The sequence below is a fragment of the Frankia sp. Mgl5 genome, assembly GCF_023242985.1.
GTDB lineage: Bacteria > Actinomycetota > Actinomycetes > Frankiales > Frankiaceae > Parafrankia > Parafrankia soli.
The window spans coordinates 1-24394 of the sequence record NZ_JALKFY010000635.1; the positions used below are offsets into that span (position 1 = coordinate 1).

General features: G+C 70.7%; 24 protein-coding genes and 1 pseudogene. 7 read left to right on the forward strand and 18 right to left on the reverse strand.

Annotated elements, in window-relative coordinates:
- Window positions 1-345: 345 nt before the first annotated feature.
- Window positions 346-510 carry a hypothetical protein gene (locus tag MXD62_RS18590; protein ID WP_248830827.1) on the forward strand — a complete coding sequence of 55 codons (165 nt, stop codon included), beginning with the start codon at window positions 346-348 and terminating at the stop codon, window positions 508-510.
- Here the strand turns inward: MXD62_RS18590 and MXD62_RS40745 are convergent.
- A pseudogene (locus tag MXD62_RS40745) lies at window positions 459-658 on the reverse strand (SAM-dependent methyltransferase); the annotation flags it as partial. The gene MXD62_RS18590 and the pseudogene MXD62_RS40745 sit on opposite strands and share 52 nt — an antisense overlap.
- Before the next feature lie 703 nt (window positions 659-1361).
- Here MXD62_RS40745 and MXD62_RS18600 point away from each other — a divergent pair.
- Window positions 1362-3092 carry a glycosyl hydrolase gene (locus MXD62_RS18600; RefSeq protein WP_248830794.1) on the forward strand — a complete coding sequence of 577 codons (1731 nt, stop codon included), beginning with the start codon at window positions 1362-1364 and terminating at the stop codon, window positions 3090-3092.
- 163 nt (window positions 3093-3255) lie between these two features.
- Here MXD62_RS18600 and fdxA read toward each other — a convergent pair whose 3' ends face one another.
- The 17 genes from fdxA to nifH form a co-directional block, all read right to left on the reverse strand.
- Window positions 3256-3597, reverse strand: a complete 342-nt coding sequence (gene fdxA, locus MXD62_RS18605) for a ferredoxin (RefSeq protein ID WP_018501689.1) — start codon at window positions 3595-3597, stop codon at window positions 3256-3258.
- Window positions 3598-3693: 96 nt separating this feature from the next.
- Entirely contained in the window at window positions 3694-4734 is a 1041-nt protein-coding gene (locus tag MXD62_RS18610) for a 2-oxoacid:ferredoxin oxidoreductase subunit beta (protein WP_248830795.1), read from the reverse strand.
- Window positions 4731-6743, reverse strand: a complete 2013-nt coding sequence (locus tag MXD62_RS18615) for a 2-oxoacid:acceptor oxidoreductase subunit alpha (protein WP_248830796.1) — start codon at window positions 6741-6743, stop codon at window positions 4731-4733. Before MXD62_RS18615 ends, MXD62_RS18610 begins: the two co-directional genes overlap by 4 nt.
- Entirely contained in the window at window positions 6715-7932 is a 1218-nt protein-coding gene (locus MXD62_RS18620) for a cysteine desulfurase family protein (RefSeq protein ID WP_248830797.1), read from the reverse strand. The genes MXD62_RS18615 and MXD62_RS18620 overlap by 29 nt, the downstream gene beginning before the upstream one ends.
- On the reverse strand, window positions 7929-8876 hold the full coding sequence (locus MXD62_RS18625) for a HesA/MoeB/ThiF family protein (protein WP_248830798.1): 948 nt from the start codon (window positions 8874-8876) through the stop codon (window positions 7929-7931). Before MXD62_RS18625 ends, MXD62_RS18620 begins: the two co-directional genes overlap by 4 nt.
- A gap of 53 nt (window positions 8877-8929) precedes the next feature.
- Window positions 8930-9550 (reverse strand): iron-sulfur cluster assembly accessory protein, encoded by a 621-nt coding sequence (locus MXD62_RS18630; protein WP_071067121.1) that lies wholly within the window; start codon window positions 9548-9550, stop codon window positions 8930-8932.
- Entirely contained in the window at window positions 9547-11529 is a 1983-nt protein-coding gene (gene nifB, locus MXD62_RS18635; protein WP_248830799.1) for a nitrogenase cofactor biosynthesis protein NifB, read from the reverse strand. Before nifB ends, MXD62_RS18630 begins: the two co-directional genes overlap by 4 nt.
- Entirely contained in the window at window positions 11526-11876 is a 351-nt protein-coding gene (locus MXD62_RS18640) for a nitrogen fixation protein NifZ (protein WP_020464273.1), read from the reverse strand. The genes nifB and MXD62_RS18640 overlap by 4 nt, the downstream gene beginning before the upstream one ends.
- Complete coding sequence (gene nifW, locus MXD62_RS18645; RefSeq protein WP_248830800.1) at window positions 11873-12253, reverse strand: nitrogenase-stabilizing/protective protein NifW; 381 nt, start codon at window positions 12251-12253, stop codon at window positions 11873-11875. The genes MXD62_RS18640 and nifW overlap by 4 nt, the downstream gene beginning before the upstream one ends.
- Complete coding sequence (locus MXD62_RS18650; RefSeq protein WP_248830801.1) at window positions 12250-12513, reverse strand: CCE_0567 family metalloprotein; 264 nt, start codon at window positions 12511-12513, stop codon at window positions 12250-12252. The genes nifW and MXD62_RS18650 overlap by 4 nt, the downstream gene beginning before the upstream one ends.
- Complete coding sequence (locus MXD62_RS18655) at window positions 12503-12970, reverse strand: NifX-associated nitrogen fixation protein (protein WP_248830802.1); 468 nt, start codon at window positions 12968-12970, stop codon at window positions 12503-12505. The genes MXD62_RS18650 and MXD62_RS18655 overlap by 11 nt, the downstream gene beginning before the upstream one ends.
- Window positions 12967-13413, reverse strand: coding sequence for a nitrogen fixation protein NifX (gene nifX, locus MXD62_RS18660; protein WP_248830803.1), 447 nt, complete (start codon window positions 13411-13413; stop codon window positions 12967-12969). The genes MXD62_RS18655 and nifX overlap by 4 nt, the downstream gene beginning before the upstream one ends.
- Window positions 13407-14864 (reverse strand): nitrogenase iron-molybdenum cofactor biosynthesis protein NifN, encoded by a 1458-nt coding sequence (gene nifN / locus MXD62_RS18665; protein WP_248830804.1) that lies wholly within the window; start codon window positions 14862-14864, stop codon window positions 13407-13409. Before nifN ends, nifX begins: the two co-directional genes overlap by 7 nt.
- Window positions 14864-16237: a nitrogenase iron-molybdenum cofactor biosynthesis protein NifE gene (gene nifE, locus MXD62_RS18670; protein WP_248830805.1), complete on the reverse strand. Its 1374-nt coding sequence runs from the start codon at window positions 16235-16237 to the stop codon at window positions 14864-14866. Before nifE ends, nifN begins: the two co-directional genes overlap by 1 nt.
- A gap of 314 nt (window positions 16238-16551) precedes the next feature.
- Window positions 16552-18108 (reverse strand): nitrogenase molybdenum-iron protein subunit beta, encoded by a 1557-nt coding sequence (gene nifK / locus MXD62_RS18675; protein ID WP_248830806.1) that lies wholly within the window; start codon window positions 18106-18108, stop codon window positions 16552-16554.
- A gap of 67 nt (window positions 18109-18175) precedes the next feature.
- Window positions 18176-19636, reverse strand: coding sequence for a nitrogenase molybdenum-iron protein alpha chain (gene nifD, locus MXD62_RS18680; RefSeq protein WP_020464281.1), 1461 nt, complete (start codon window positions 19634-19636; stop codon window positions 18176-18178).
- 46 nt (window positions 19637-19682) lie between these two features.
- Window positions 19683-20552, reverse strand: a complete 870-nt coding sequence (gene nifH / locus MXD62_RS18685; RefSeq protein ID WP_020464282.1) for a nitrogenase iron protein — start codon at window positions 20550-20552, stop codon at window positions 19683-19685.
- A gap of 830 nt (window positions 20553-21382) precedes the next feature.
- On the opposite strand from nifH, the gene MXD62_RS18690 reads away from it, so the two are divergent.
- The 5 genes from MXD62_RS18690 to MXD62_RS18710 all read left to right on the forward strand — a co-directional run bounded on the left by MXD62_RS18690 (window position 21383) and on the right by MXD62_RS18710 (window position 24387).
- Entirely contained in the window at window positions 21383-21820 is a 438-nt protein-coding gene (locus MXD62_RS18690; RefSeq protein WP_018501672.1) for a hypothetical protein, read from the forward strand.
- A gap of 459 nt (window positions 21821-22279) precedes the next feature.
- Window positions 22280-22876 (forward strand): DUF6529 family protein, encoded by a 597-nt coding sequence (locus tag MXD62_RS18695; RefSeq protein ID WP_248830807.1) that lies wholly within the window; start codon window positions 22280-22282, stop codon window positions 22874-22876.
- Between the two features lie 11 nt (window positions 22877-22887).
- Window positions 22888-23343 (forward strand): Rieske (2Fe-2S) protein, encoded by a 456-nt coding sequence (locus MXD62_RS18700; RefSeq protein ID WP_020464284.1) that lies wholly within the window; start codon window positions 22888-22890, stop codon window positions 23341-23343.
- A gap of 13 nt (window positions 23344-23356) precedes the next feature.
- A complete protein-coding gene (locus tag MXD62_RS18705) occupies window positions 23357-23989 on the forward strand; it encodes an FHA domain-containing protein (protein ID WP_248830808.1) in 633 nt (210 codons plus the stop codon).
- A 47-nt stretch (window positions 23990-24036) separates the two neighbouring features.
- Window positions 24037-24387 (forward strand): metallopeptidase family protein, encoded by a 351-nt coding sequence (locus MXD62_RS18710; protein WP_112107982.1) that lies wholly within the window; start codon window positions 24037-24039, stop codon window positions 24385-24387.
- Window positions 24388-24394 lie beyond the last annotated feature (7 nt).

Consider the following 24394-nt stretch of genomic DNA (forward strand, 5'->3'; position numbering starts at 1 on the left):
ATGGCGCCGACACCCACCCCACAATCAGATCGAACACACGTTCGACCATAAAGGTGTGTGCGCCACCCCGACAAGCGCGAACCCAACAAGACCACACCAAGTTCACATTCACCCAGGAAGATTTCTTGTTGAGAAGGGGCGGCGGACTCTAAGGAATGGTTGATATGTTTCGCTTAACGTAGTAGCAGCGAGTCGCCTACCGGGACCGCGGGTGCAATCTTTGTCGAGACTGTCAGCAGGGCCTGGAGACTGTGCACCGTCTCCGGAAGGAGCGCGTCTTGCATATCCCGTCACCACCCTCGGAGCGCCGATATCTTCCCGGTCGGGCTGAGCGTGGCCTGTCGCGTGCTGTCCGTCTTTGCCCTCAGCTTGTATATCGGATGGCTCAGCCTCAACGAAATCCTCGTCGTCGCCATCTTCGAGATTTTCGCCATTGCGATCGCGGCTCTGCCAGGTCAGGCGCCCAGCCCGGCGGCGCGGCCTTCGCCGGTTCCGGCGAGCAGTGCATGAGCGTGGGCGAGCACGATCGAGTCACTGTAGGTGTAGACCACCCGGCAGTCCGGGGCGATGCTCTGGGCGACCTCGTGCGGGTTCGGCGAAGTGGGAAGCCGGTGCCACCGTCAAGGAACCGGCTCCCCGCGTCCCGGGCGAGAAACCGGGTCACCGGTGCAGGAACGCACGGTAATCCGGTCCGAGGTGTGCGCCCGGGACCGGCGGATGAGGTGATGCCTCGCCTGCGCCACGACACCAGGCCAACACCGTTGGTGAGCGCCCGGTAGTGGTGGCCGTGGGTGACGGATTGTTGAGTGTCAGCCAGGGTTGCTTCGTAACAAGGTTGCGAAGATGAACCGGTGCCGACCGGCGGTAGCGCCGCACGGCAGCACGCCACCCGGGGTCCGACAGGTCCCGGCGCGGGCGGTGAATGTGGGGCGGGGGCTCGATGGGGGACGTACGTGCAACGGCACGAGGCAGGTGACGCACCGCCGACAGCGGGCGCGGGTCGGGACAGTACCGACGCGTGCCAGAACGTCGGCGAGCGCGAAGCCACCGGCACACGCCGGCACACCGGATCAGACCGGAACACAGGGTCAGACCGGAAGGCCGGATCAGACCGGAACACAGGGTCAGACCGGAAGGCCGGATCAGGCCGAAAGACCGGATCGGACCGGACGAGCGGATCGGACCGGGCAGCCACGCCAGGCCGGACAGCGACGACAAAGCGGAGCGCCGCGTCCGAACGGACAGCCACGCCAGAGCGGAAGACCGGGTCAAGCCGGAACACCGACTCGACCCGGAGAACCGGCGGCAGGAGCAAGGCGACCACCGGCGCGAGCCGGAGAGCCGCCGGCACAGGCGACGTGGTGACCGGCACCGCCGAGGACACCGCCACCGAGGTCCCCGGCAACGCGTCCGGAGCGGGCACCGACCCGGTGCCGAAGACCGGCGAAGGTCCCGGCGGCGCTGGTGAAGGTTCAGGCGTGGACGTGTCCGGGTCTTCGGGCCCGCTCCCGTTCGCTGCCGGGACGGACGTGCCCGTCGGGAGCGGTGCGGGCGAGGAGGTGATCGCGCGGACGCTGCCGTACGAGCGCCTCGGCACGCCGGGCTCGCCGATGCGGCCGGACAAGACTCTCGTCAGCTCCGTGGCTCGGACCAGTGCCACCAGCCAGAGCAGCCCCACCAACTCGGGCAGCTCAACCAGCACGGGCAGCCCCAACCGTTCGGACAGCCCTTTCCGCCAGCGGGCCTCTGCCGGCCTGGGCAGCCCCGTGAGCGAGGGCGGGGGCCCGGTTGGGAGCACCAGCGAGAACCCCGTCCCGGACGGGCCAGGGCCCGGAGCCGGGACCGAAGCCGGGGCCGGGGCCGAAGCCGGGGCCGCGGGCCCGGACGGAACTGCCCAGGCGCCAGAGGCCGGAGGCCAGGGGAAGGACGGCCGCCGCGGCGGGAATCACCGCGGCGGGACGGCTCGTCGAGGTAGGCCGCGCCGACGACGTCGCACCGTGCTCGGGATCGCCGCCGCCGCGATGGTCATCCTGCTCGGCGCGATCGGCCTGGTGACGCTCACCGGCGGCCCGGATTCGCGGCGTTCGGCCGATGCCCCGGCGGCGAGTCAGGCCCCGGATACGGCGAAGGCCCCCGGGGCGCAGCCCGCGCAGCCGCAGCCGGAGCCGGCCCCGACCGGGCCGGCGGCGCCGGGGGTGCGGTGGCCCTCCGGGGCGAACGGGAACCCGCCACTGGACATCCGCGCCTGGGAGGCGTGGACGGGGCGGCTGACGAACGTCGCGGTCGTCTTCACGAAACGTAATGACTGGAACCAGATCGCCTACGACAACTGGCCGATGTCGGACTATCCGCCGGGGTTGTACAACGGGCAGCTTTCCATCGCCCAGCCGCTGTTCCCGCGCTCGGGTGACGAGCGGACCTGTGCCCGGGGTCACTATGACGCCTACTGGGCGGCGTTCGGCGAGACGCTGACCCGTAACGGCCGGCCCGACGCCATCGTCCGGCTCGGTTGGGAGTTCAACGGGAACTGGTTCTGGTGGTATCCGCGGGACACCGCGACCTGGAAGACCTGTTTCCAGCGGGCGGTCACCCAGATCCGGTCGACGGCGCCGGCGGTGCGGATCGACTTCAACGTCAGCGCGCACCGGGACCGGATGCCGAACGGTGACGACGTGTGGGCGGCCTACCCGGGCGACGAGTTCGTGAGCATCGTCAGCAGTGACGCCTACGACTCCTACCCGCCGTCGCGCTCCACGGAGACCTTCGACCAGCAGTGCAACATCCCGTCGGGGGCGTGCACCGTGGCCGCGTTCGCGCGGGCGCACGGCAAGCAGTTCGCGGTGCCGGAGTGGGGGCTCGTCCGGGTGGACGGGAACGGTGGCGGCGACAATCCGCTCTTCATCGAGAAGATGCACGATCTGTTCGACCGGAACCGGGACATCCTCGCCTACGAGGCGTATTTCAGCACCGCCGAGGCGGACAACGTGCGTTCCTCGCTGATCAACCCGCCGCTGAACCCGATGGCCGCGCAGCGGTACCTGGAGCTGTTCGGTGCCGGAGCCGGCGGCAGTGGCAGCCCCGGCGGCCTGTGACCCGGGTGGTGACCGGTCCGGCCGTGATCTGAACGGCGGCCCGGTCCGGCCGTGACCCGGGCCGTGACCCGGGCCGGCTCGAGGAGCGTGGTGGCTGCTCCCCGCGCCGGCCCGGGTCACGGGCGGCCCTACCCCGTCATCTGGGCGTGGGCCCGCGTACCGGTCAGGCGGAGGCCTCGTACTCGGCCACGAAGGGCGTGTCGGCCTTGATCTTGCCCACGGTCTTGGCGCCACCGGGATCGCCGAGCGGCTCGTCCCGGCCGGGCAGGACCTTGGTGAAGAACTCCTTCTCGCTCTTCACGAAGGGGCGCTCGGCCTTGGGCACCTCCAGGTCGAGCATGATCGCGCCGATCGGGCAGGCGGACGCGCAGGCGCCGCACTCGGTGCACTCGTTGGGGTTGATGTAGAGCTTCCGGTCGCCCTCGTAGATGGCGTCGACCGGGCACTCGTCCAGGCATGCGGTGTCTTTGACGTCGATGCAGGGTGACGTGACGACGTAGGGCATCGGAATTCTCTTTCCTTCTTCTCACGGACGCCGGGCGTCCGGGGGAGGTCTCGTTACGCGGTCGGCCCCGTTACCTGGTCGGCCGAGCGGACAGGCTCAGGCCCGACCGGCCGGCACCGTCCAGGAGTCTTCGCCGGTGAGCAGTTCCTGCAGGTCACCCCGGCCGCCCGCGCGGGCGGTGGTGAGGCGCTCCTGGTACTGCTTGTCGAAGCTGGGCCGCTCCACCGCGCGGTACACGCCGATCGGCGCGAGCTCGGGGTGGGTGTCGGCGATCCGGGCGAGGGCGTAGGCGTAGGTCGGGCTGGTCGAGCGCGGGTCGTGGATCACGACGCCCTTCTCCGTCGACCGGCCGAACCTCAGGTCGCCGGTCTCGGTGTCGCGCACGATCGCCCACTGGCTGTCCGCCCCGAACAGGATCGGCTGACCGGCCTCGAGCCGGATCGGCCCGTCGGCCGCGGTGGGCTCGGTCGCGGAGGCCGCGGCCTCGTCGCGCGGCGCGACGTTGAAGGTCGGGCAGTTCTGCCGGATCTCCACCAGCGCCGCGCCGTCGTGCGCGTGCGCGGCGGCGAGGATCTCCAGCATGTGCTTGCGGTCGGTGTCGACCGTGCGGGCGAGGAAGGTCGCCTCGGCACCCAGGGCCAGCGCGGCCGGGTTGAACGAGTGGTCCAGCGAGCCGAACGGGCTGGACGGGGTGACCGTGCCGGGCTTCGTCGCGGGCGAGAACTGGCCCTTGGTCAGACCGTAGATCTGGTTGTTGAACATGACGATCTTGAGGTTCACGTTGCGGCGCAGCGCGTGGATCAGGTGGTTGCCACCGATCGACAGCGAGTCGCCGTCACCGGTCATGACCCAGACGGACAGGTCCGGCCGGTTGATCGAGATACCGGTCGCGATGGACGGCGCCCGCCCGTGGATCGAGTGGATGCCGTAGGTCTCCAGGTAGTACGGCAGCCGGGACGAGCACCCGATGCCGGAGACCACCACGAAGTTCTCGCGCGGGATCCCGAGGGTCGGGAGCAGGTTGCGCATCCCGTTGAGGATGGCGTGGTCACCGCACCCCGGGCACCAGCGGGCGTCCTGCCCGGTGGAGAAGTCCTTCGCCGTGAGCTGCTTGCCTACCGCGTCCGAGCTGGTCACTTGCCCGCCTCCGAATCCGATCCGAGCTCGCTGCGGCCCAGCTCGCTGATGCCGAGCGTGCTGGCGCCGCCCGCGGCCTTGATGTCCTCACTGGTGATCTCGGTGTCGCCGAGGTCGGCACCGTGCACGAGCCGGGTGAACACCGCGGCCAGCTCGACCGCGCGGAAGGGAAGCCCGCGGGTCTGGGTGTAGCCGACGGTCTCGACCCCGCACTGCATCCGCAGCAGGCCGGAGAGCTGGCCGAGGTTCATCTCGGGCACCAGCACCGTGTCGTAGGACGACAGCACGGCCGCGAGGTTCGCCGGCAGCGGGTTGAGGTAGCGCAGGTGCGCCTGGGCGATGGCCAGCCCCTGGTCACGGACGAGCCGGCAGGCGGCGCCGATCGGCCCGTAGGTCGAGCCCCAGCCGACCACCAGCACCCGGGCACCGAAGCCGGGCGCCCCGCTCGGGTCGTCGACCTCCAGCGCCGGCACCTTGACGCCGTCGACCTTGTTCTGGCGGGTGCGGACCATCAGGTCGTGGTTGTCCGCGTCGTGCGAGAGCTCGCCGCTGCCGTCGGCCTTCTCCAGACCACCGATGCGGTGCTCCAGGCCCGGGGTGCCGGGGATGGCCAGCGGGCGGGCGAGGGTGCGCGGGTCGCGGGCGTACGGGTGGAACGCCGGCTTGCCGTCCTTGCCCACGGCGTTGGGCGCGGTGGCGAACTCGATGCCGAGCTCGGGAAGCTCCTCGACCGACGGGACCTTCCACGGCTCGCTGCCGTTGGCGATGTAGGAGTCGGACAGCAGGATGACCGGGGTACGCCGCTCCAGCGCGATCGACGCCGCCTCGAACGCGGCGTCGAAGCAGTCCGCGGGCGACTGCGCGGCCAGCACCGGCAGCGGGGCCTCGCCGTGCCGGCCGTAGAGGGCCTGCAGCAGGTCGGACTGCTCGGTCTTCGTCGGCAGACCGGTGGACGGGCCACCGCGCTGCACGTTGACGATGACCAGCGGCAGCTCCAGCGAGATCGCCAGGCCGATCGCCTCGGACTTGAGCGCCATGCCGGGGCCGGAGGTGACGGTGACGCCCAGCATGCCGGCGAACGAGCCGCCGATCGCCGCGCCGATCGCCGCGATCTCGTCCTCGGCCTGGAAGTGGCGGACGTCGTGCGAGGTGAGCTTGCTCAGCTCGTGCAGGACGTCGGTCGCCGGGGTGATCGGGTACGCGCCGAGGAACAGCGGCATCCCGGCCTGGTGCGCGGCGGCGACGAGACCGAAGGCGATGGCCTTGTTGCCGCGCATGTGCCGGTAGGTGCCCGGGGGCAGCGCGGCGGGCTTCACCTCGTAGGAGACGGCGAACGCCTCGGTGGTGTCGCCGTAGTTCACCCCCGCCTTCAGCGCCGCGAGGTTGCCGGCGAGGATCTCCGGCGGCTTCTTGGCGAAGCGCTTCTCCAGGTAGGCGACGGTGCTGTCGGTGCCCTGGTTGAACATCCAGGAGACCAGGCCGAGGGCGAACATGTTCTTCGTCCGGGCGGCGTCCTTGCGCTTGAGGCCGAGGCCCTCGGTGGCGCCGACGGCGAGCCCGGTCAGGTCGACCGCGTGCACGATGTAGTTGCCCAGCGAGCCGTCGGTCAGCGGGTCGGAGTCGTACCCGGCCTTCTCCAGCGAGCGCACGTTGAACGCGCCCGAGTCGACGATCAGGACGCCGCCGGGACGCAGGTCCTTCAGCGTCGCCTTCAGCGCCGCCGGGTTCATCGCGACGAGGACGTCGGGCTGGTCACCCGGGGTGGTGATGTCGTGGTCGGCGACGTGCAGCTGGTAGCTCGAGACACCGCCGACGGTTCCGGCTGGCGCCCGGATCTCGGCCGGGAAGTCCGGCAGCGTGGCGACGTCGTTGCCGGCCTCCGCGGCCTGCGCGCCGAAGCGGTCGCCGGTGAGCTGCATGCCGTCGCCGGAGTCGCCGGCGAACCGGATCACGACCCCCTTGAGGCGGCGTACCCGCGATTCAGGCTGTTCGAAGAGCTCGGTTGTCATCTCGAACCTCGTCTTGGATGGGGGTGCTCTGGGAAAGGGAGCGGACGCGCAGGACAGCGCGGGCCACCAGATCCGCGGCGGTGCGGATCTCCTCCGTCGTGGTGGCGCGGCCCAGGCTGAAGCGCAGGCTCTCCCGGGCCTCGGTGGCCGTGCGGCCCATGGCGAGCAGGACGTGGGACGGTTCGTCCCCGCCACCGCTGCACGCCGAGCCGGCCGAGATCGCCACGCGCGGAACACAGGCCTGGACCTCGTCGGCACCGGCGCCGACGAAGCGGAGATTGACGGTGTTCGGCAGCCTGGCGCGGTCCGGGCCGTTGAGCTCGACGGCTCCGGGCCCGAGCCGCTTCGCCAGGTTCTCCGTCAACAGCGCAGTCAGCAGCGCCGTCAGCTCGCCCTGGTGCCTGCCGTCGTCGGCCATCGACTCGGCCGCGATGCGGGCGGCCGCTCCGAAGCCGGCGATCCCGGCGGTGTTGAGGGTGCCGGCCCGCAGGCCGCGTTCCTGGCCGCCGCCGTGCACCCTGGGCGCGAGGCGTGGCCAGGCGTCCTTCGACGCGATCAGCGCGCCGACACCTTTGGGGCCGTAGAGCTTGTGCGCGGACGCGACGGCCAGGTCGACGCCCGTCTGCTCGAGCTCGACCGGGATGCGGCCGAGGGCCTGGGTGACGTCGCACAGGAGCAACGCCCCGGCGGAGTGCACCGGTTCGACCAGTGGCCGCAGGTCGTTCACGGCCCCGGTCTCGTTGTTCGCCGCCATCACCGCGACCAGCGCGACGTCCGGCCCGAGCCGGCGCCGCAGGTCGTCGACGTCGATGGTGCCGTCCGGGTGGACGGCGATCCGCTCGGCGACTGTCGCGTTGGCCGCCGCGGCTGCGTCGGCGGCGCCGAGCACCGCGGGATGCTCGGTGGCGCCGACGAGGATCCGCCGCCGCCCCGGCTCGGCGGTGGCGAGGACCCCGCCGATCGCCAGGTTGGCGGCCTCGGTCGCCCCGGAGGTGAACACGACCTCGCGGGGGCGGGCGCCGGCGAGCGACGCGACCTCGCGCCGGGCCCGCTCGACGATCCGCGTCGCCTCCTGGCCGGGGGCGTGCTTGCTGGCCGGGTTGGCGAACCGCTCGGTGAACAGCGGGAGCATCACCTCGACCACCCGCGGGTCGACGGGCGTGGTCGCGTTGTGGTCGAGGTAGATCACCGTGGCTCCCCGGAGCCGGGCCGCTGGCCGCCGCAGGACGGGCAGTGCGGGTCGCGCCGGGCCCGCAGCACCCGGAAGTCCAGGTCCCAGAGGTCGAACTGGAGCAGCTTGCCGGCCGCCGGCTCACCGAACCCGGAGATGATCTTTATCGCCTCGGTAGCGGCGAGGCAGCCGACCATCCCCGACACGGCGCCGAGGACGGTGAAGCCGAGCGGCTGCCAGGACGGGTCGCCCTCGGTGAAGACACAGCGCAGGCAGGGCGATCCGGGCTGGACGACCAGCAGGTTCCCCTCGGTGGCGTTCATCGCGGCGACGACCGCCGGGGTCCGGGTGGCGACGCAGGCGTCGTTGAGCAGGTAGCGGTCGGGGAAGTTGTGGCGGGCGTCCACGACGACGTCCACCCCGGCGACGAGGCGGCCCAGCTCGGGGAGTTGGGACAGCTCACGGTCGATCGCGACGATTTCGACTCCCGGGTGGTGCGCGCGCAGGGTCTGCTCCGCGCAGGCCACCCGGGAGCCACCGATCCACTCGGGGCGCATCAGGGTCTGCCGGTTGAGGTCGGGCTCCTCCAGCGCGCCCGGGTGGACCAGGACCAGCCGGCCGACCCCGGCGGCGGCGAGATAGGTCGCGGCCGCCCCACCGACGCCGCCCACGCCCGCCACGAGCACGGTCGCGCCGCGCAGCCGCTCCTGGGCCGCCGGGCCGAAGCCCGGCAGGTCGAGCTGCCGGTCGTACCGACCGGGCAGGCTCGCTCCCCCACTGCGCTGCGCCGGTGCCGGTGCCGGCACCGGCACCGGGGCCGGGGCCAGGGCCAGGGCCAGGGCCGTCGGTGCCAGCGCCGTTGCTGGCACCGCGGCCTCGGACGCCCCGCGGGCATCGACCGGACCGACCGGGCCGGACGCCGGCGGAGAACTACGCCGGGTCACTATCATGCTGCGCTCCATGACTGGTCCGTGTGTTCCGTCGGGGGGTCGGTGTGGTGGGCCGGGGTTCGCCGTCAGGAGACGAGGGCGACGCGGCCGATCTCGGGCAGGCTCTCCTTGATGCGCTTCTCGATCACCGCGGTGACGGTGGCCGAGGCGCTGGAGCAGCCGTTGCAGGCGCCGACGAGCCGGATGTGGACCTCGGCGGTGCCCGGCTCCCCGTTACCCGCGAGCACGGTGACGAGCTGCACGTCGCCGCCGTCGCCCTGCAGGAACGGCCGGATCTCGGCGATGACGTCCTCGACCTGGCCGCGCAGCCGGTCGTCGGCCTCGGCGCGCTCGGGCTCCTCCGGGGTGCCGAACGAGTTGCCGCAGCCGCACGAGCTGGTCGCGTTCGGGTTGGTGAAGGTGAACCCGGAGGAGGTCAGCGACTCGACATAGTCGATCCGCAGCCCCCGCAGGTGCCCCATCATCGACGAGTTGACGAAGACGTCGAACCCGTCGGAGTGGATGACGATGTCGTCGCTCTCGGCTCCGGGGGCGAGCGCCAGGTTGTAGGTGAGGCCGGAACAGCCGCCTGGGTTCACGCCCACGCGCAGGCCGAAGCCGGCCGTCTCCGCGCTGCCGCCGAGCAGGGTCCGCACCTGGGCGCGGGCGCGCTCGGTCAGTTCGATGGTGCTCTGGACGAGGGTCATGACCGCGCTACCTCCAGGTCTGTGACGTCGGTGCCGGCGCTGTGGGAGCCGGTGCCGACGGAACGGGTGTGGGCGGGGCGGGCACCGTCGGCGCGCGCCTTCTCCGGGGTGGTCCGCTCCGCGCGGGACTTCTCGGTGCGCGGGTCGGTACGGGCGTGCTCGGCGTCGTGGCGGTGGCCGGAACCGGCGGCGTGGCGGTGGCCGCCGCCGGAGCAGGAGCCGGACTTGCCGCCCTCACCCGAGCAGGAGCCGGGCCGGACGGTGACGGCGAACTCGAACGGGTCGTCGTCCATGAGGTCCGGGTCGAGCAGGTCGACGTCCACCAGTTCGCCCTGCACCAGCTCGGCGCGCACCAGCTCGGCCTCGGCCATCTCGGCCTCCACCTCGTCGAGGTCGATCTCGTCGAGGTCCGCGAAACCGGTGCCGGCGGGGTCGGGGTTCACCGGGACGGCCGCGCGGGCGGCCGCGGTGAGCCGGCCGCCGACGGTGGCGACGGCCTTCTCGATCAGCTCGTAGACCTCGACCGGCTCGATCCCGGCGGCCTCGAGCGCGTCGTACGGCCCCGGGCCGATCTTGCTGCACAGGACGGCGGAGCAGTCGGAGAGCATCTCGATGGTCTTGTCGAGCACCGAGGCGCCGTCCCCGCACTCCGTCGGGCCCTCGCAGTAGCGCTGCACGTCGCGGGTCTGGACGAGCCGGGCCCAGCTGCGGCCGGCCTCGTAGATCCAGAACTCGGAGGCGTGGCCGAAGTGCTGGTTGACCACGCCGCTGCCCTTGGTCGCGACGGCGACCAGGACGACGTCGTCCGGCTTGGTCGCCGGGCCGGCGACCGTGACCGTCTCACGCTCGGCGCGGGTCTCCTGGCGCCACCGCTCGATCTCGGCGTGGGCGGCCAGGCGGCCTTCCAGGTCGTAGGCGATCTCGCGGCCCTGGTAGGTCTCCGGGGTGAACTCGTCACCGCGGTCCTCGCCGAGCAGGCCGACGGCGTCCGCCCGGCACTGCCGGCAGTGCCGCATCATGTTCATGTCGGCGCCGTCTTCGCCCTCGCAGCGGTCCTGCAGGGCCTTGAGCTGCTGGGGCGTCGGGCCCGGCTGGCCGGCCAGACCGAACACGGTGCCGTGCTCCGGGGCGGAGACCAGCGGCATCACGTTGTGCAGGAAGGCACCGAGCCCGCGGACGGTCTTCGAGACCTCGACGAGATGCTCGTCGTTGACCCCCGGGATCATCACCGAGTTGACCTTGGCGAGGATCTTGCGCTCGGCCAGCATGGCGAGGCCCTCGAGCTGGCGCTCGGAGAGGATCTTCGACGCCTCCCGGCCCGTGTACTTCTTGCCCTTGTAAGCGACCCAGGGGTAGATCCGCTCGCCGACCTCGGGGTCGATCATGTTGATCGTGATCGTGACGTGGTCGACGTTCAGCGCGGCGATGCGGTCGACGTGGTCGGGCAGGGTGAGCCCGTTCGTCGACAGGCACAGCTTGATGTCGGGGCAGTCCCGGGCGACCAGTTCCAGGGTGCGGAAGGTGCGCTTCGGGTTGGCGAGCGGGTCGCCGGGGCCGGCGATGCCCAGCACGCTCATCTGCTTGATCTCGCTGGCGACCAGCTTGACCTTGGCGAGGGCGTCCTCGGGGGTGAGCAGGTCGCTGGTGACGCCGGGCCGGCTCTCGTTCGCGCAGTCGTACTTGCGGTTGCAGTAGTTGCACTGGATGTTGCAGCCGGGCGCCACAGCCACGTGCATCCGGGCGTAGTACTGGTGCGCCTCGGAGCTGTAGCAGGGGTGGTTGGCGATCTTCTCGGCGATCTCCGGATCGGTGGCCGGAGTGCTGCTGCCGCAGCTCTTCTTGGACGCGCAGCCGCCACCCGGGGCGGGCGCCGCGCCCTGGGCGGGCGAGCCGTTCTGACCAGGTGTGGCCGTCCGACCGGTCAGCAGCTCCGCCGTGGCGGCGGGCAGCACCGGAAGCATGACGGGCTCGTTGTTCACGACAGCCCCTCCTCCTTGTCGGTGGTCCCGCTGGTCACGGCGGCGCTGCTGTCAGCCGCGGAACTTGTGGCATGGGCGGTGGCGTCGGCGGCCCGGCTGGACGGGGAGGTCTCCCGCACCGCGGCCTCGAGCTCGCGCTCGAGGGCGCCGACGACCCGGCCGTTCTCGAACGCGACGGCGTAGACGATGTGCTCCTGCAGGTACAGGCCCACGTTGATGACCTCGCCCCGGGTGCCGGGCTCGACCAGGATCTGGCCGGTCGCGATGTTCGGGTCCGGGAAGGTCCCGTCCTGGCGCAGGGCCTTGGTGGTGGCGACGACGTCACCTACGTCGAAGGTCGACTTCATCGCTGCTGGCCCTTCTCGTCGGTCTGGGTGGTCGCCGGTCGCTCGACCGTGATCTCGGACATGGGGACGAACCCGGCGGGCTCTGGCGCGCGGTCCTTCAGCACCTTGAACAGGCGGTGGTCCAGCGCGGTGGCCGTGGTGAAGGCCTCGTAGGCGCGGATGAGGGCCGCCCGGTAGTCCCGCAGCAGCACCTCGGGGGACACCTCGGCGTCGGCCCCGTCGTGCAGGCCGGCGATCTCCTCGGCGAAGAAGCGCAGGATGTGCAGCCGGTTGACGGCCACCACCCGCGGGTCGTAGTCGACGTCGAGCAACTCGAAGTACTGCTCGGCGGTCGAGCAGCGGCGGAACTCCTCGAGCTGGCTGGTGAGCGCGCTCATGCTCCCGCTCCCTTCCCGGTGCCACCGGCGGCGCTGGCGCGCAGCTCGTTCTCCAGCAGCGCGATCTCGGCGTAGGCGTCGTAGGTACGGCGGGCGAGGTCGAGGATGTTCTCCCAGTTGATCGGGAGGTCCTCGGCGAGGTCGTGCAGGTCGAGCTTGAGCTGCGAGGCCTTGCTGTTCAGCTTGCGCAGCCGGGTCTGGACGGCGGCGACATCGGTGCCGGCATCGGCGCTGGTGCTGGTGCTGGTCTCAGGAGTCATCGCGGGCGACCTCCCTCCACTGGTCGACGAGCTTGGCGGCGGCGGTGACCATGGCCTCGCCACGGGCGGCGAGATCCTCGATCGAGTTGAAGCCGAAGCGCTGGACGTCGCGCAGGACGTCGGAGAGCACCACCAGCCGCCCGCCGAACACGATCACCCGGCCGAAGCCCTCGTGGTTGAGGTCGAGCACGGTGGTGGTGATGACCCCGGTCGTCTTCTCCACCGAGGCGGCGACGGCCTGGTAGAAGGAGCGCACGCGCCCCTCGATGACGGCGTCGATGTCGCAGTTGGAGGCGATCTGCCGCCGCTGCTCGCGGGTCAGGATGAACGGGCTGATCAGCTGCGCGTCGGGCAGTCGGTCGAGGTTGCCGTAGGTGTCGCCGGCGCGGAGCTGGTCGACGAGATCCCGCAGGAACCCCTCGAACTGGCCGCCTGCGGTGGGGGCCGGTGCGGTCATGCCGTTCCTCCCATGGTCATCGGGGTCGAGGTGGCGGGGTCCGCGGAGGTCGGGGTCCAGGCGGGGGCCACCTGCGGGCTGTGCGCCCGCAGGACCTTGCGCAGCCAGGGCGGCGGGTTGCCCGCGAGCACGCCGACGAACTTGGCGAGCAGGGCGTCGATCTCGGTGCCCACGGGGACCTTCATCGGGTGGATCCGGGCCTTGACGACCTTCGCCGCCGCCGTCCCTCCGATGTCGCAGACGTTGAGGATCGCGCAGTCGACGACCGCCGCGAGCCTCGAGGCGATCTTGTCCTCTTCGTCGTCCTCCGCGGGCCCGAGCTCTCTGGTCTCGAACAGGCGGAAGCCCTCGGGCCCGACCTCGTAGACGTCGAACCGGCGGCACCAGCCGAAGTGCTGGTCCACGGCGTGGCCGTCGCTCGTCGCAAAAGCGATCTTCAACATGGGGACTCCTGGCACAGAACGTCGAGCTGGTCGAACGAGTTGAGCGGATGTTCGCGGACGTCGTGGCGCCCCGGGCGGTGATCGGCCCGGTGATCCGCCTGGTGGTGGTCGAGCAGCCGGTTCGCCGCGTCGACGAGCAGCCGCAGGCTGCCCCCGTACCCGGCGGTCGTGCGCAGGGCCGATCCGAGCCGGTCGTAGATCGGGAATCCGACGGCCAGGTGGGCGGCGCCGATACGGTCGGCGACCGCGCGGACGTGACTCGACCCGATGAGCAGTTCCGCGCCGCCTTCGAGGGCGCGTTCCTCCAGCTCGGTCAGGTCGCCGATGACGATCTCGTCCCAGGGGGCGGTGGCGAGCACGGGAGCGTCCGTCGGCGACACCGCCGCGACGATCTCCGCGCCGACGTCATGCAGCAGGGAGCCGACGGCGACCAGCGCCTCGGGCTCCATCGCGAGCGCGATCCGCGCCCCGCCGAGGACGAAGTGGGTGTCGAGCAGGCCGTCCGCCAGCCGGGCGCGGGCCCGCCGCACCTCGGGCGCCGGTCCGCGTCCCGAGCGGGCCATCAGCTCGGCGACCAGGCTGTCCACCGCGGCGAGGCCGCTGAGGTGGTCGTGCTGGACGAGGTCGGCGGCGGTGCGCGCGGCCAGGTCGACGCCGGCCTCCGCGGCGGTCGCGCCGGCCGTGATGATCAGGCCGGCCTCGTCGAGGCGGCGCAGCTGCGCGAGCCCCGTGCCACCGGTCGTCGTCGGCTGCCAGGACGGGGCCAGGTGCCCGTCGAGGGAGCCGGAGAGATCCGGGACCAGCACCGGCGCCATCCCGAAGGAGCGGATCAGCGCGCAGAGCTCGTCGAGGTCGGCGGCCGACAGGGACGGGCCGACGAGCACGGCGACCGTCTCGGGCGCGGAACCGGTTCCGGCACCGAAGCCCGAGCGCGTACCCGGGTACTCGTCCGAGTCGGCGTGGTCGAAGGGGACGGTGGCGACCAGCGAGCGCAGCGCGGCCGACCAGCCGTCCGACAGCCCGCCGGCGAAGTCCGGCGTGGACACCCGCACGATCAGCGGCGCGCCCTCGGGGGTGGTGTGGTTCATCATCGCGATGTACTGGCGCACCTGGCCGGCGACGTCCTCGCCGCTGACCTCGGTGACGCCGGTGGTCAGCAGCCCGATGATCCGCGGGTTCTGCTTGGCGCGGATGCCGTCCAGGTTGGCGACGAGGTCGTCGCCGCTGCCGAGCACCGCGGACACCTCGGTGACACCGGTGGTCTGCAGCGGGACGGGCTCGTTGAAGTGCCGGGTCAGCAGCGCCTTGGCGAACGAGGCGCAGCCCTTCGACCCGTGCATGACGGGCATCGCCGCGGCGAGGCCGAGGAAGACCAGCGCCCCGCCGAGCGGCTGGCTGAACCGCAGCGGGTCCAGGCCGGGCCGGCGGTCACTCGTGACGACCCGCGCCATCAGGCCACCCCCTCGACGTCCCAGGGCGCGGGGGCGCGGACCTGCTCCCACACCGGGTTCGACAGCGCCATGTCGAGGCGGCGGGCCAGCTCGACCGCGCCGCGGTAGCCCGCGTAGGGGATGTGCCGCTCCTGGTTGATGTCGAGGAACGGCAGCCGGCCCTTCAGCGCCGTGTACTGGTTGCGGCCGCCGGCGACGAGGATGTCCGCGCGGGTCTCCTCGGCGATACGCAGCAGCTCGCGCGGGCTGCCCTCGGAGACGATCCTGGCGTCGGGGCCGAGCAGTTCGCGGATCTTCTCGACGTCGCCGTCGGAGCTCTTGGTGATGCCGTTCGCGACGACCTCGATGCCGAGGTCCTGCAGCGCGGAGACGATCGACCAGCTCTTGACCCCGCCGGTGTAGAGCACCGCGCGCCTGCCGGCGAGCCGCTCGCGGTAGGGCTCCAGGGCCAGGTCGACGGCGGTCTGCTCGAGGGCGATGACCTCCTCGGCGCGCCGGGCCAGCTCCGCGCCGCCGAGCAGGCGGGCGAACTCGCGCAGGGTGTCGTTCATCGCGCGGACGCCGTAGAAGCTGCCCTCGAACCAGGGGATGCCGTAGCGATCCTCCAGGCCGCGGGCCAGGCCCAGCAGCGCCCGGGAGCAGACGACCATCGTCGCGCGGGCCCGGTGCGCCGCGGCGACGTCCGCGTAGCGCGCGTCGCCGCTGATGCAGGCCCGGACCCGGATGCCCATCTTGGCCAGCACCGGCAGGACGTCCCACAGCTCGCCGGCGATGTTGTACTCGCCGACCAGGTTCACGTCGAGCTCGGTCACGTCGGGCGGCTCGACCGTCCCGATGACGTGCTCGAGCAGGGCCTCACCGGCGAGGCGGTTGCCGAGGTTCTTGTTGCCGGCGAACCCCGGCGCGTGCACCGGGATGACCGGGACGCCGGTGTGCTCGGCGGCCGCCGCGCAGACGGCGTCGAGGTCGTCGCCGATCATGGCGGTGACGCAGGTCGAGTAGACGAACACCGCCGGCGGGTGGTGCCGGCGGACGGCTTCGAGAATGGTGTCGAACAGGCGCTGCTCGCCGCCGAAGATGACGTCCTGCTCACCGACGTCGCTGGTGAAGCCGCGGCGGTAGAGGTCGGGGCCGGAGGAGAGGCTCCCCCGCCCGTCCCAGGAGTTTCCTGCGCAGGCGATCGGGCCGTGCACGACGTGGGCGCTGTCGACGATCGGAACCAGTGTGATCATCGCACCGTCGAAGGTGCATCCGCCGCTGGTGCCGCCGGGCGCGGGCTTGGGGCACCCGGCCTTGCGCTCCTTGGCGGACTTCTCGCGGTTGTGATCACATGCCGGTTCGGTGAATAGCGTTGCACGGTCAGTGGCGGCCATGGCGATCTCTCGGCTTAGGGAGGGTCGTCCCCTCGGTGAGCTGGGTGAGCGGGCCGTTCGATGGACCAGCAGTTCTTCTGAACCGGGGTGGTGCTGGTGGGTGGTGCCGGTGGGATGGTGGCCGGCCGGCTGGGGCGCCGGCCCCGGCAGTGGCGGGGCACCTGCCTCCGCGGCGCGGGGGGCGCGGTCCCAGCGCGCGGGCGGGGGCCCCGGCGGAGCGGGGGCGCGGGGCCGCCAGCCGGCCGACCACTGGGAAGGCCGTGCGCGCCGTCCGGGGGACACCGAACGCTCAGGAGGCGTCCCCCGGACGGGGCCTAGCGCACGGCGTCGTAGCTATGGTCCGGGCTGGTCCGGTCAAGCTCGTCCAGCACGGTGTTCACGAGCTGCGTGAGCAGGTGCAGCCCGCCGGTGTAGCCGACGATCGGGAAGCGGTGCAGGTGGTGCCGGTCGAAGATCGGGAACCCGACCCGCACCAGCGGAACGTTCGCCTCCCGGGAGATGTACTTCAGGTAGGTGCTGCCGATGAGCAGGTCGACCGGCTCGGTGAAGACCAGCGACCGCAGGTGCCACAGGTCCTTCTCCGGCCAGACGGTGGCCGCCTCGCCGAACTTGCTCGCCGAGAGCACCTTCTCCATGCGGGCCTTGAAGGTGGTGTCGGCGTTCGTGCTGAGCACGTGCACCGGGATCATGCCGAGCTCGAGCACGAAGCGGGTCAGCGCCACGACGAGGTCCGGGTCGCCGGCGATGGCGACCCTCTTGCCGTGGAGGTAGGCGTGCGAGTCCGTCAGGGCGTCAACGAGACGGCCGCGCTCGACGGTGAGCTCGGCCGGGATCTCGACGCCCGCCAGCCGGGCGATCTCGGTCAGGAACTGGTCGGTGCCGCGGACCCCGATCGGGGTCTCCAGCACCAGCGTGTCCTGCTTCCACACGTCCCGGATCAGCTCGGTGGTCTTGCGGGTGGCGGACTCCTGCAGCAGCACGGTGGCGCGGCTGAACTTCGCCTTCGCCGCCTCGGCCAGCGGCGTGCCACCGGGGTAGAGGTCGTACTCCCCGTCGGCCGGCGAGTCGAGCGAGTCGGCGTGGTCGCCGAGGATCAGCGGGTCCACGCCCATCAGCTCGAGCACGCGCCGGTACTCGCGGAGGTTACCGGTGTAGGTCTCGAAACCGGGGATGATGTTCAGCCGGGGCTTCCCACCGGTCGCCGGCTCCGTCGCGTCCGCCGACTTCGTCAGGTTCTCAAGGATTCCCTTGAGCATGCTGTCGTACCCGGTGATGTGCGAGCCCACGAAGCTCGGGGTGTGGGCGTAGGGAACCGGGTAGTCGGCGGTGATCACCTCCTTGTCCTTGGCCGCGCCGATGTAGGCGAAGAGGTCCTCACCGATGACCTCGGCCATGCAGGTGGTGCTGACCGCGACCATCTTCGGCTTGTACAGGCTGGTCGCGTTCTCCAGCGCCTCGACCAGGTTGTTCAGGCCGCCGAAGACCGCCGCGTCCTCGGTCATGGACGTGGATGCCGCGGGGACGGGCTCCTTGAAGTGCCGGGCGAAGTGGCTGCGGAAGTACGCGACACAGCCCTGCGAACCGTGCACGAGCGGCAGCGTGCCCTGGAACCCGAGGCCCGCGAGCACCGCACCGAGCGGCTGGCACGCCTTCGCCGGGTTGACGGTCAGCGCCTCCCGGGCGAAGTTCTTCTCCCGGTACTCCCAGCCGCGGGTCCACTCGAGGACGCGGGAAACCTCGGCGGATTCACTGCCGTTCTCGAACTCGGCCTTGCCCTCGAACTGCTTCTGGTAGACCTCGTCCTTGAACAGCTCGCTGTGGTCGAGGACCCGCAACGGAATGGAACTGCCTGTCTCGGGAGTCGTCGTCACCGGACATCCTCCTTTCTACCGTGACTGATGGCCGCCGGCGATCGCCGGCGGAGACCGGAAAATCCGGTCAGAACACCTCTCCGGCCTTCGACCAGGGGGTCTCCATGAGGTCCCAGGTCGGGCTGTTGATCGCGATGTCCATGTCGCGGGCGAAGACCGCGAAGCCGTCGACGCCGTGGTACGGCCCGGAGTAGTCCCAGGAGTGCATCTGGCGGAAGGGGATGCCCATCTTGTGGAAGACGTACTTCTCCTTGACGCCCGCACCCATGAGGTCCGGCTTGAGCCGCTTGGCGAACTCCTCCAGCTCGAACGCCGTCGGGTCGTCGTAGAGCACGACGCCTTCCTTGAGCTCGGCGTACGTGCGGGTGTAGTCGTCCTTGTGCGCGAACTCGTAACCGGTGCCGACGACCTCCATGCCGAGGTCCTCGTAGGCGCCGATGGTGTGGCGGGGGCGCAGACCGCCGACGGCGAGCATGACGCGCTTGCCGTCGAGGCGCGGCTTGAACGCCGCCGTGATCTCGTCGAAGCGCTTCTGGTAACGCGCGATCGCGGCCTCGGTCTTCGCCTGGATCGTCTCGTCGAACTTGGCCGCGATGGCCCGCATCGAGTTGACAATCTTGGTCGGCCCGAAGAAGTTGAACTCGATCCACGGAGTGCCGTAACGCTCCTCCATGGTGGTGCAGATGTAGTTCATGGAGCGGTAGCAGTGGATCAGGTTCAGCTTCGACAGGTGCGTCGAGGCCATCTCGTTCAGCGTGCCGTCGCCGGACCACTGGGCGATGACGCGCAGGCCCATGTCCTCGAGGATCCGCCGGGACGCCCAGGCGTCGCCGCCGATGTTGTAGTCGCCGATGAGCGCGACGTCGTACGGGGTCTCCTTGAAGGACTCGCCGCCGGTGCCGAGAACGTGGTCGCGGACCGCGTCGTTGGCGATGTGGTGGCCGAGCGACTGGCTCACCCCGCGGAAGCCCTCACAGCGGACCGGGATGACCGGCTTACCAAGCTTCTTCGACGCCGTGCGGGAGACCGCCTCGATGTCGTCGCCGATCAGACCGATCGGGCACTCGGACTGGACCGAGATGCCCTTGGCCAGCGGGAAGAGCTCGTTGATCTCGTCGCAGACCTGCTCCAGCTTGGGGTCACCGCCGAAGACGATGTCCTTCTCCTGGAAGTCCGTGGTGATCTGCATCGCGGTGAAGTTGGTGACACCCCACGGACCGCGGGCGTAGTTGCGCCGGGTGGCCCAGGAGTACTGGCCACAGCCGACCGGGCCGTGGCTGATCGTGACCAGGTCCTTCACCGGGCCCCACACCACGCCCTTGGAACCGGCGTAGGCACAGCCACGGATCGTCATGACTCCGGGGCGGGACTTGATGTTGGACTTGACCTCGCACTCCTTCGACCCCTCGGGGTCGTTGGCCTTGAGGTGCTTGGCGCGGAACTTGGCCGCCTTCTGGGGGTACTGCTCCAGGACCTCGGCGATCATCGCCTCGGTCTCGGCCCGCTGCGGAGCCGGAGTCGTCGTCATGATCGGGACCTCATCCTCGACAGTGTCAGAGCAGGTGGCCGGAGCCTCAGGCGACGGTCGCGTTGGCCTTCTGGCCGATGATCGACTCGTCTTCCTGCTCCATGATCCCGAACTCGATCAGCAGTTCCTCGAGCTCGTCCATGCTGATCGGGGTGGGGATGGTCTTCATGTCGTTCTCGTCGATCTTCTTGGCCAGCTGGCGGTACTCGTTGGCCTGGCTGTTCTCGGGGTCGTACTCGATGACCGTCATCCGGCGCAGCTCGGCGTGCTGCACGACGTTGTTACGCGGGATGAAGTGGATCATCTGGGTGTTGAGACGGCGGGCGAGCTCGATGATCAGCTCGTCCTCGCGGTCGGTGTTACGGCTGTTGCAGATGAGCCCACCGAGGCGCACGCCACCGGAGTGCGCGTACTTGAGGACACCGCGGGCGATGTTGTTCGCGGCGTACATCGCCATCATCTCGCCGGAGGTCACGATGTAGATCTCCTGGGCCTTGCCCTGGCGGATCGGCATCGCGAAGCCACCGCAGACAACGTCACCGAGGACGTCGTAGGTGACGAAGTCGAGGTTCTCGTAGGCGCCGGCCTCCTCCAGGTAGGTGATGGAGGTGATGACGCCACGGCCGGCGCAGCCCACGCCCGGCTCCGGGCCACCGGACTCGACGCACTTGATGCCCCACTGGCCCTCGACCAGGACCTCGTCCAGCTCCAGGTCCTCGACCGAGCCCTTCTCCGCCGCGAGCTGGATGACGGACGTCTGGGCCTTCGAGTGCAGGATGAGGCGGGTCGAGTCAGCCTTGGGGTCGCAGCCGACGATCATGACGCGACGGCCCATCTCGGCCATGGCAGCCATGGTGTTCTGCTGGGTGGTGGACTTGCCAATACCACCCTTGCCGTAGAACGCGATCTGGCGCATTGCATTCTCCTCCTGGAGCTGCGTACGCACGCACGGTTTCGTGCAGTGCGTCCCGCGGTTCGGAAATCGGTTGCGGTCGTGGCCCCGCGAACCGACTGGGCGCTGGTAGCTCGCCCTCCCGGCTTGCCGCGATATGTAGAAACCGTAGGAGGGATTCATTTCGGACGCATGTACGTCGGTAACCGCTCCGTTAACAAGAAATCGACCCCACGGGGTGCTACCTCACCACTCAGGAAAGCCTGAAGGATAATTCCGAGGATAAGTTTTTGATGCGATTCCTGGGCCGCCCCGCGACCTGCACGTGCGGCAGCACGGGCCGCGGCGGAAGGCGCGGCACAGGCCCACCGGGGGCACCCCCACTCGGCGGCCGATCCGGTTTCAGCCGGGTCAGCGGGCCGTTAATCAGGAGTGTCCTCCCTGGTGACCGCCCCCGATATACCGGCTCCGGCGTGACGTACAACACCGAATCACGAGCCCTGAGTACTCGGTCACCCCCGCACCTGCGCCCGGCGAGGCCATACATATCCGCGCTTGCGGAACTCTACCACCAGATTCGGCCGCGTTCGCGGTGGACTATCGTCCTAATTGCGGGTAACGGGGGTCGCGGGCCCCTCCCGAGCGCCCTCGGCAGGGCTCCCCCGGAAGCGGGCCGGCCGCGCCTTTACGTTTCCGAAACCACCCGTGCCGGTCCTGTCTGGACCAGGTCCGAGAGGTCGGATAGCGTTGCCTCGCGCACACGGGATAAAAGCACCGGTCAACACCCAGCAAACAGCACCCAGCAAACAGCTCGGTCCCATCAGCAGCGGTACCGAAAGCCAGGACGGTAGGAAGTGACGGAAGCTCAGGCCGTCGACGCCTGGACCGGCTCGCCCATCACATGGGAAGAACTGCGCACCGCGGTCGTCGGCAACAACGGTGTCTATCGGATCGACATGGCAGTCCTGCGCGAGATCGGCGGCTACGGCCGGCTCGGCACCAATGTACGGCAGATCCTCAGCCGGAAACTCGCGGGAGTGGGCCTCGGCCACCTCCCCGCCGAGCTGCCGTCCTACCAGGACAAGCAGGTTCTCCTGTACCAGTACGGCACCCCGGCGGCGGAGATCGTCGACGCGCTCAGCGAGGGTGCGACCGACGGCGCGGAGTCCGCGCTGCTCCGGTTGAACTCCTCGCAGGACCTCGCCAAGGTGCGGGACGCCTCGATCAAGGCGGTCGAGCTCCTGTCGATCCTCAGCGAGCGGTGCAAGGACTGCCAGGGTCCGCTGCACTGACGCCGGCCGCCCGCGGTAGGGCGGGGCAGGGCACCCGGGCACCCCCGGAGGTCCGCTCCCGGTCCCTCGGTCAGCGTCGAAAGGTCACGACCCGAGCGTGACGTCCGCCGGACGGGTCGGAAGGGCCGGATCGGCCCGTCCGGCCGGGAGGACCTTCCCGCCCCGTATGCACGCGCGGCACACCCGCGCGCATGAGCACGTCACCCGCAGACGTAGGCGTAGACGCAGCCGCAGACCGTTCCGGTCGCCTGTCGGCACCGCCACCCACCGCCTCGTCTGTCGGCACCGCCGGCCAGCCGCTCGGCCCGCACCTCCGGGTCCTTCCGGAAACCTCATTCCGCTTTCCGTCGCAACGGCACTGTTCCGCCGGCGGGCTGTCAGCCGAGCGACGAAGCTAGACCGCACCCCCCTTTTTGCTGCATAGTGCGCCGAGCGGGAATGTTGGCGAACGGGGGGCGGATGGCACTGGGTACAGAAAGTTCCGGTTCGAATACGGCTCCGGATAGCACGCGCGCGCCTTCGGCGGGGCTCGGTCTCGCCGTCGCGTTGTTGACCGGAGTGGCGGTCACACTGGCGCTGGCGGTCTACTCGAAGACCCACGACCCCGCCCGTAGGCCGCTGTTCACCCTGGGTTTCTCCGGCATGCTGCCGATGAAGGCCTGGCTCACCACTGCCGCGGCCGTCCTCCTGTTGGTGCAGCTCACGACCGCCCTGTGGATGTGGGGGCGGCTGCCCGGAGCCGGCCGGGCACCCGGCTGGACGGCGCCCGTCCACCGCTGGAGCGGCACGGTCGCGTTCGTGCTGACGCTGCCCGTCGCGTTCCACTGCATCTGGGCCCTCGGATTCGCCAGCAGCGATTCTCGCGTGCTCGTGCACAGCCTCGCGGGGTGTGTCTTCTACGGCGCCTACGCGGCGAAAATGCTCGGCCTGCGGACGAAAAAACTCCCGGGATGGGCGCTGCCGGTACTGGGATCGGCGGTTCTCCTCTCCCTCGTGGTGCTCTGGCTGAGCGCGTCGCTGTGGTTTTTCACCCGTACCGACATCCCGAAATTCTGAGGAAGGCCGGCATGACGCAGGAAGCTCCGACCCGGCGCGTGGTCGTACCCGGCCTCATCGTGACCGCGGCGGGTGCCGCCGCCGGCTACGTGGTGGCCTCGGGCAGTAGCGCGGCCGACCCCAAGCCACCCGCCGCCGAGGCCAACGCGGCGGGGACAGCCGCGGGCGGGGGCGACACCGCGACGCCACTGGCCAACCTCGCCGACATCCCCGCGAACGGCGGCCTGGTCCTCGAGGACGCCAGCATGGTCCTGACCCGGGACGGCGGGAACGGCGTCAAGGCGTTCACATCCGTCTGCACGCACCAGGGCTGCAATGTCAGCTCGGTCGAGCAGGGGAAGATCATCTGCCCGTGTCACGGCAGCAAGTTCGACGCGCAGACCGGTGCTCCCGTCGCCGGGCCGGCCGGCGAGCCGCTCGCGCCGATCCCGGTGACCGTGCGCGACGACGCCGTCTTCCGCGGCTGAGAAGGGGGAGAACATGGACCTGAGCACCATCCGGGTGACCACGGCCACGGGAACGGTCGAGCTGACCCCGGACCGGTCCTACGTGATCGGTCGCAGCCGCGAGGCGGACATCACCGTCCAGGACACGAAGGTCTCCCGCCGGCACGTCGAGCTCGCCCCGGGCCCGGACGGCTGGACGGCGCGTGACCTGAGCACCAACGGCGTCTGGAGCGAGGGGGCGCGGGCGAAGCAGTTCGCCGTCGACGGCGAGATCCGCATCCGGCTGGGCGGGCTGGCCGGCCCGGAGGTCCTGCTCCGGGCGTTCCGGCCGGTCCAGCGCCCGCCGGCCGCGGCGCCGCGGCCGAAGCTCGACAACGCCGATGCCGAGACCATGCTGGCCGGGCAGGGCCGCCGGCCGGTCCCCGGGCAGGCCGCCCCGCCCGTCCCGGCCACTCGGACGCCTGAACCAGTGGGTGCCGGGGCCGGCTCGGCCGGGGCCAGCGCTGGCGCTGGCGCTGGCGCTGGCGCTGGCGCTGGTGGCGGCGCTGGAGCTGGCGGCGGGGCCGCGCCGAGGCCCGTCCTGGGCGGTTGGCTGCACGCGCTGCCGACCCTGGTCTGGCTCGCCGCCGTGGGATTCGCCCTCGGCGCCCTGGTCGCCCTCTCCTGACACCCGGCCGTCCCGCCGCGCCGGCGGCACCGTGCCGGCACGGCAGGATGGGAGCCGTGGTCACCGTCAGCCCGGAGCGGTTCGAGGAACTGGTCGTCGCCGCGTTGGACAGCCTGCCGCCCGAGCTGGGACGACGGATGCGCAACGTCGCCGTCCTCGTCGAGGACGACTCCGCGGACGGCCTGCTGGGCCTCTACGAGGGAATCCCCCTCACCGAGCGGGGCGACTGGTACAGCGGCGTGCTGCCCGACCGCATCACGATCTACCGCAATCCGATCTGCGCCATGAGCGCCACGGAGGCGGACGTCGTGCGTGAGGTGCGGATCACCGTCGTCCACGAGATCGCGCACCACTTCGGTATAGGCGACGACCGGCTGGACGAGCTCGGCTGGCACTGAACCGCCC

Bases quoted from the DNA above. Each gene is read 5' to 3' on its own strand.
- fdxA (WP_018501689.1), bottom strand. From the start codon at position 3,597: ATGCCCTACGTCGTCACGTCACCCTGCATCGACGTCAAAGACACCGCA.
- MXD62_RS18615 (WP_248830796.1), bottom strand. From the start codon at position 6,743: ATGACAACCGAGCTCTTCGAACAGCCTGAATCGCGGGTACGCCGCCTC.
- MXD62_RS18625 (WP_248830798.1), bottom strand. From the start codon at position 8,876: ATGGAGCGCAGCATGATAGTGACCCGGCGTAGTTCTCCGCCGGCGTCC.
- MXD62_RS18630 (WP_071067121.1), bottom strand. From the start codon at position 9,550: ATGACCCTCGTCCAGAGCACCATCGAACTGACCGAGCGCGCCCGCGCC.
- MXD62_RS18640 (WP_020464273.1), bottom strand. From the start codon at position 11,876: ATGAAGTCGACCTTCGACGTAGGTGACGTCGTCGCCACCACCAAGGCC.
- nifW (WP_248830800.1), bottom strand. From the start codon at position 12,253: ATGAGCGCGCTCACCAGCCAGCTCGAGGAGTTCCGCCGCTGCTCGACC.
- MXD62_RS18650 (WP_248830801.1), bottom strand. From the start codon at position 12,513: ATGACTCCTGAGACCAGCACCAGCACCAGCGCCGATGCCGGCACCGAT.
- MXD62_RS18655 (WP_248830802.1), bottom strand. From the start codon at position 12,970: ATGACCGCACCGGCCCCCACCGCAGGCGGCCAGTTCGAGGGGTTCCTG.
- nifX (WP_248830803.1), bottom strand. From the start codon at position 13,413: ATGTTGAAGATCGCTTTTGCGACGAGCGACGGCCACGCCGTGGACCAG.
- nifN (WP_248830804.1), bottom strand. From the start codon at position 14,864: ATGGCGCGGGTCGTCACGAGTGACCGCCGGCCCGGCCTGGACCCGCTG.
- nifE (WP_248830805.1), bottom strand. From the start codon at position 16,237: ATGGCCGCCACTGACCGTGCAACGCTATTCACCGAACCGGCATGTGAT.
- nifD (WP_020464281.1), bottom strand. From the start codon at position 19,636: ATGACGACGACTCCGGCTCCGCAGCGGGCCGAGACCGAGGCGATGATC.
- nifH (WP_020464282.1), bottom strand. From the start codon at position 20,552: ATGCGCCAGATCGCGTTCTACGGCAAGGGTGGTATTGGCAAGTCCACC.
- MXD62_RS18695 (WP_248830807.1), top strand. From the start codon at position 22,280: ATGGCACTGGGTACAGAAAGTTCCGGTTCGAATACGGCTCCGGATAGC.
- MXD62_RS18700 (WP_020464284.1), top strand. From the start codon at position 22,888: ATGACGCAGGAAGCTCCGACCCGGCGCGTGGTCGTACCCGGCCTCATC.
- MXD62_RS18705 (WP_248830808.1), top strand. From the start codon at position 23,357: ATGGACCTGAGCACCATCCGGGTGACCACGGCCACGGGAACGGTCGAG.
- MXD62_RS18710 (WP_112107982.1), top strand. From the start codon at position 24,037: ATGGGAGCCGTGGTCACCGTCAGCCCGGAGCGGTTCGAGGAACTGGTC.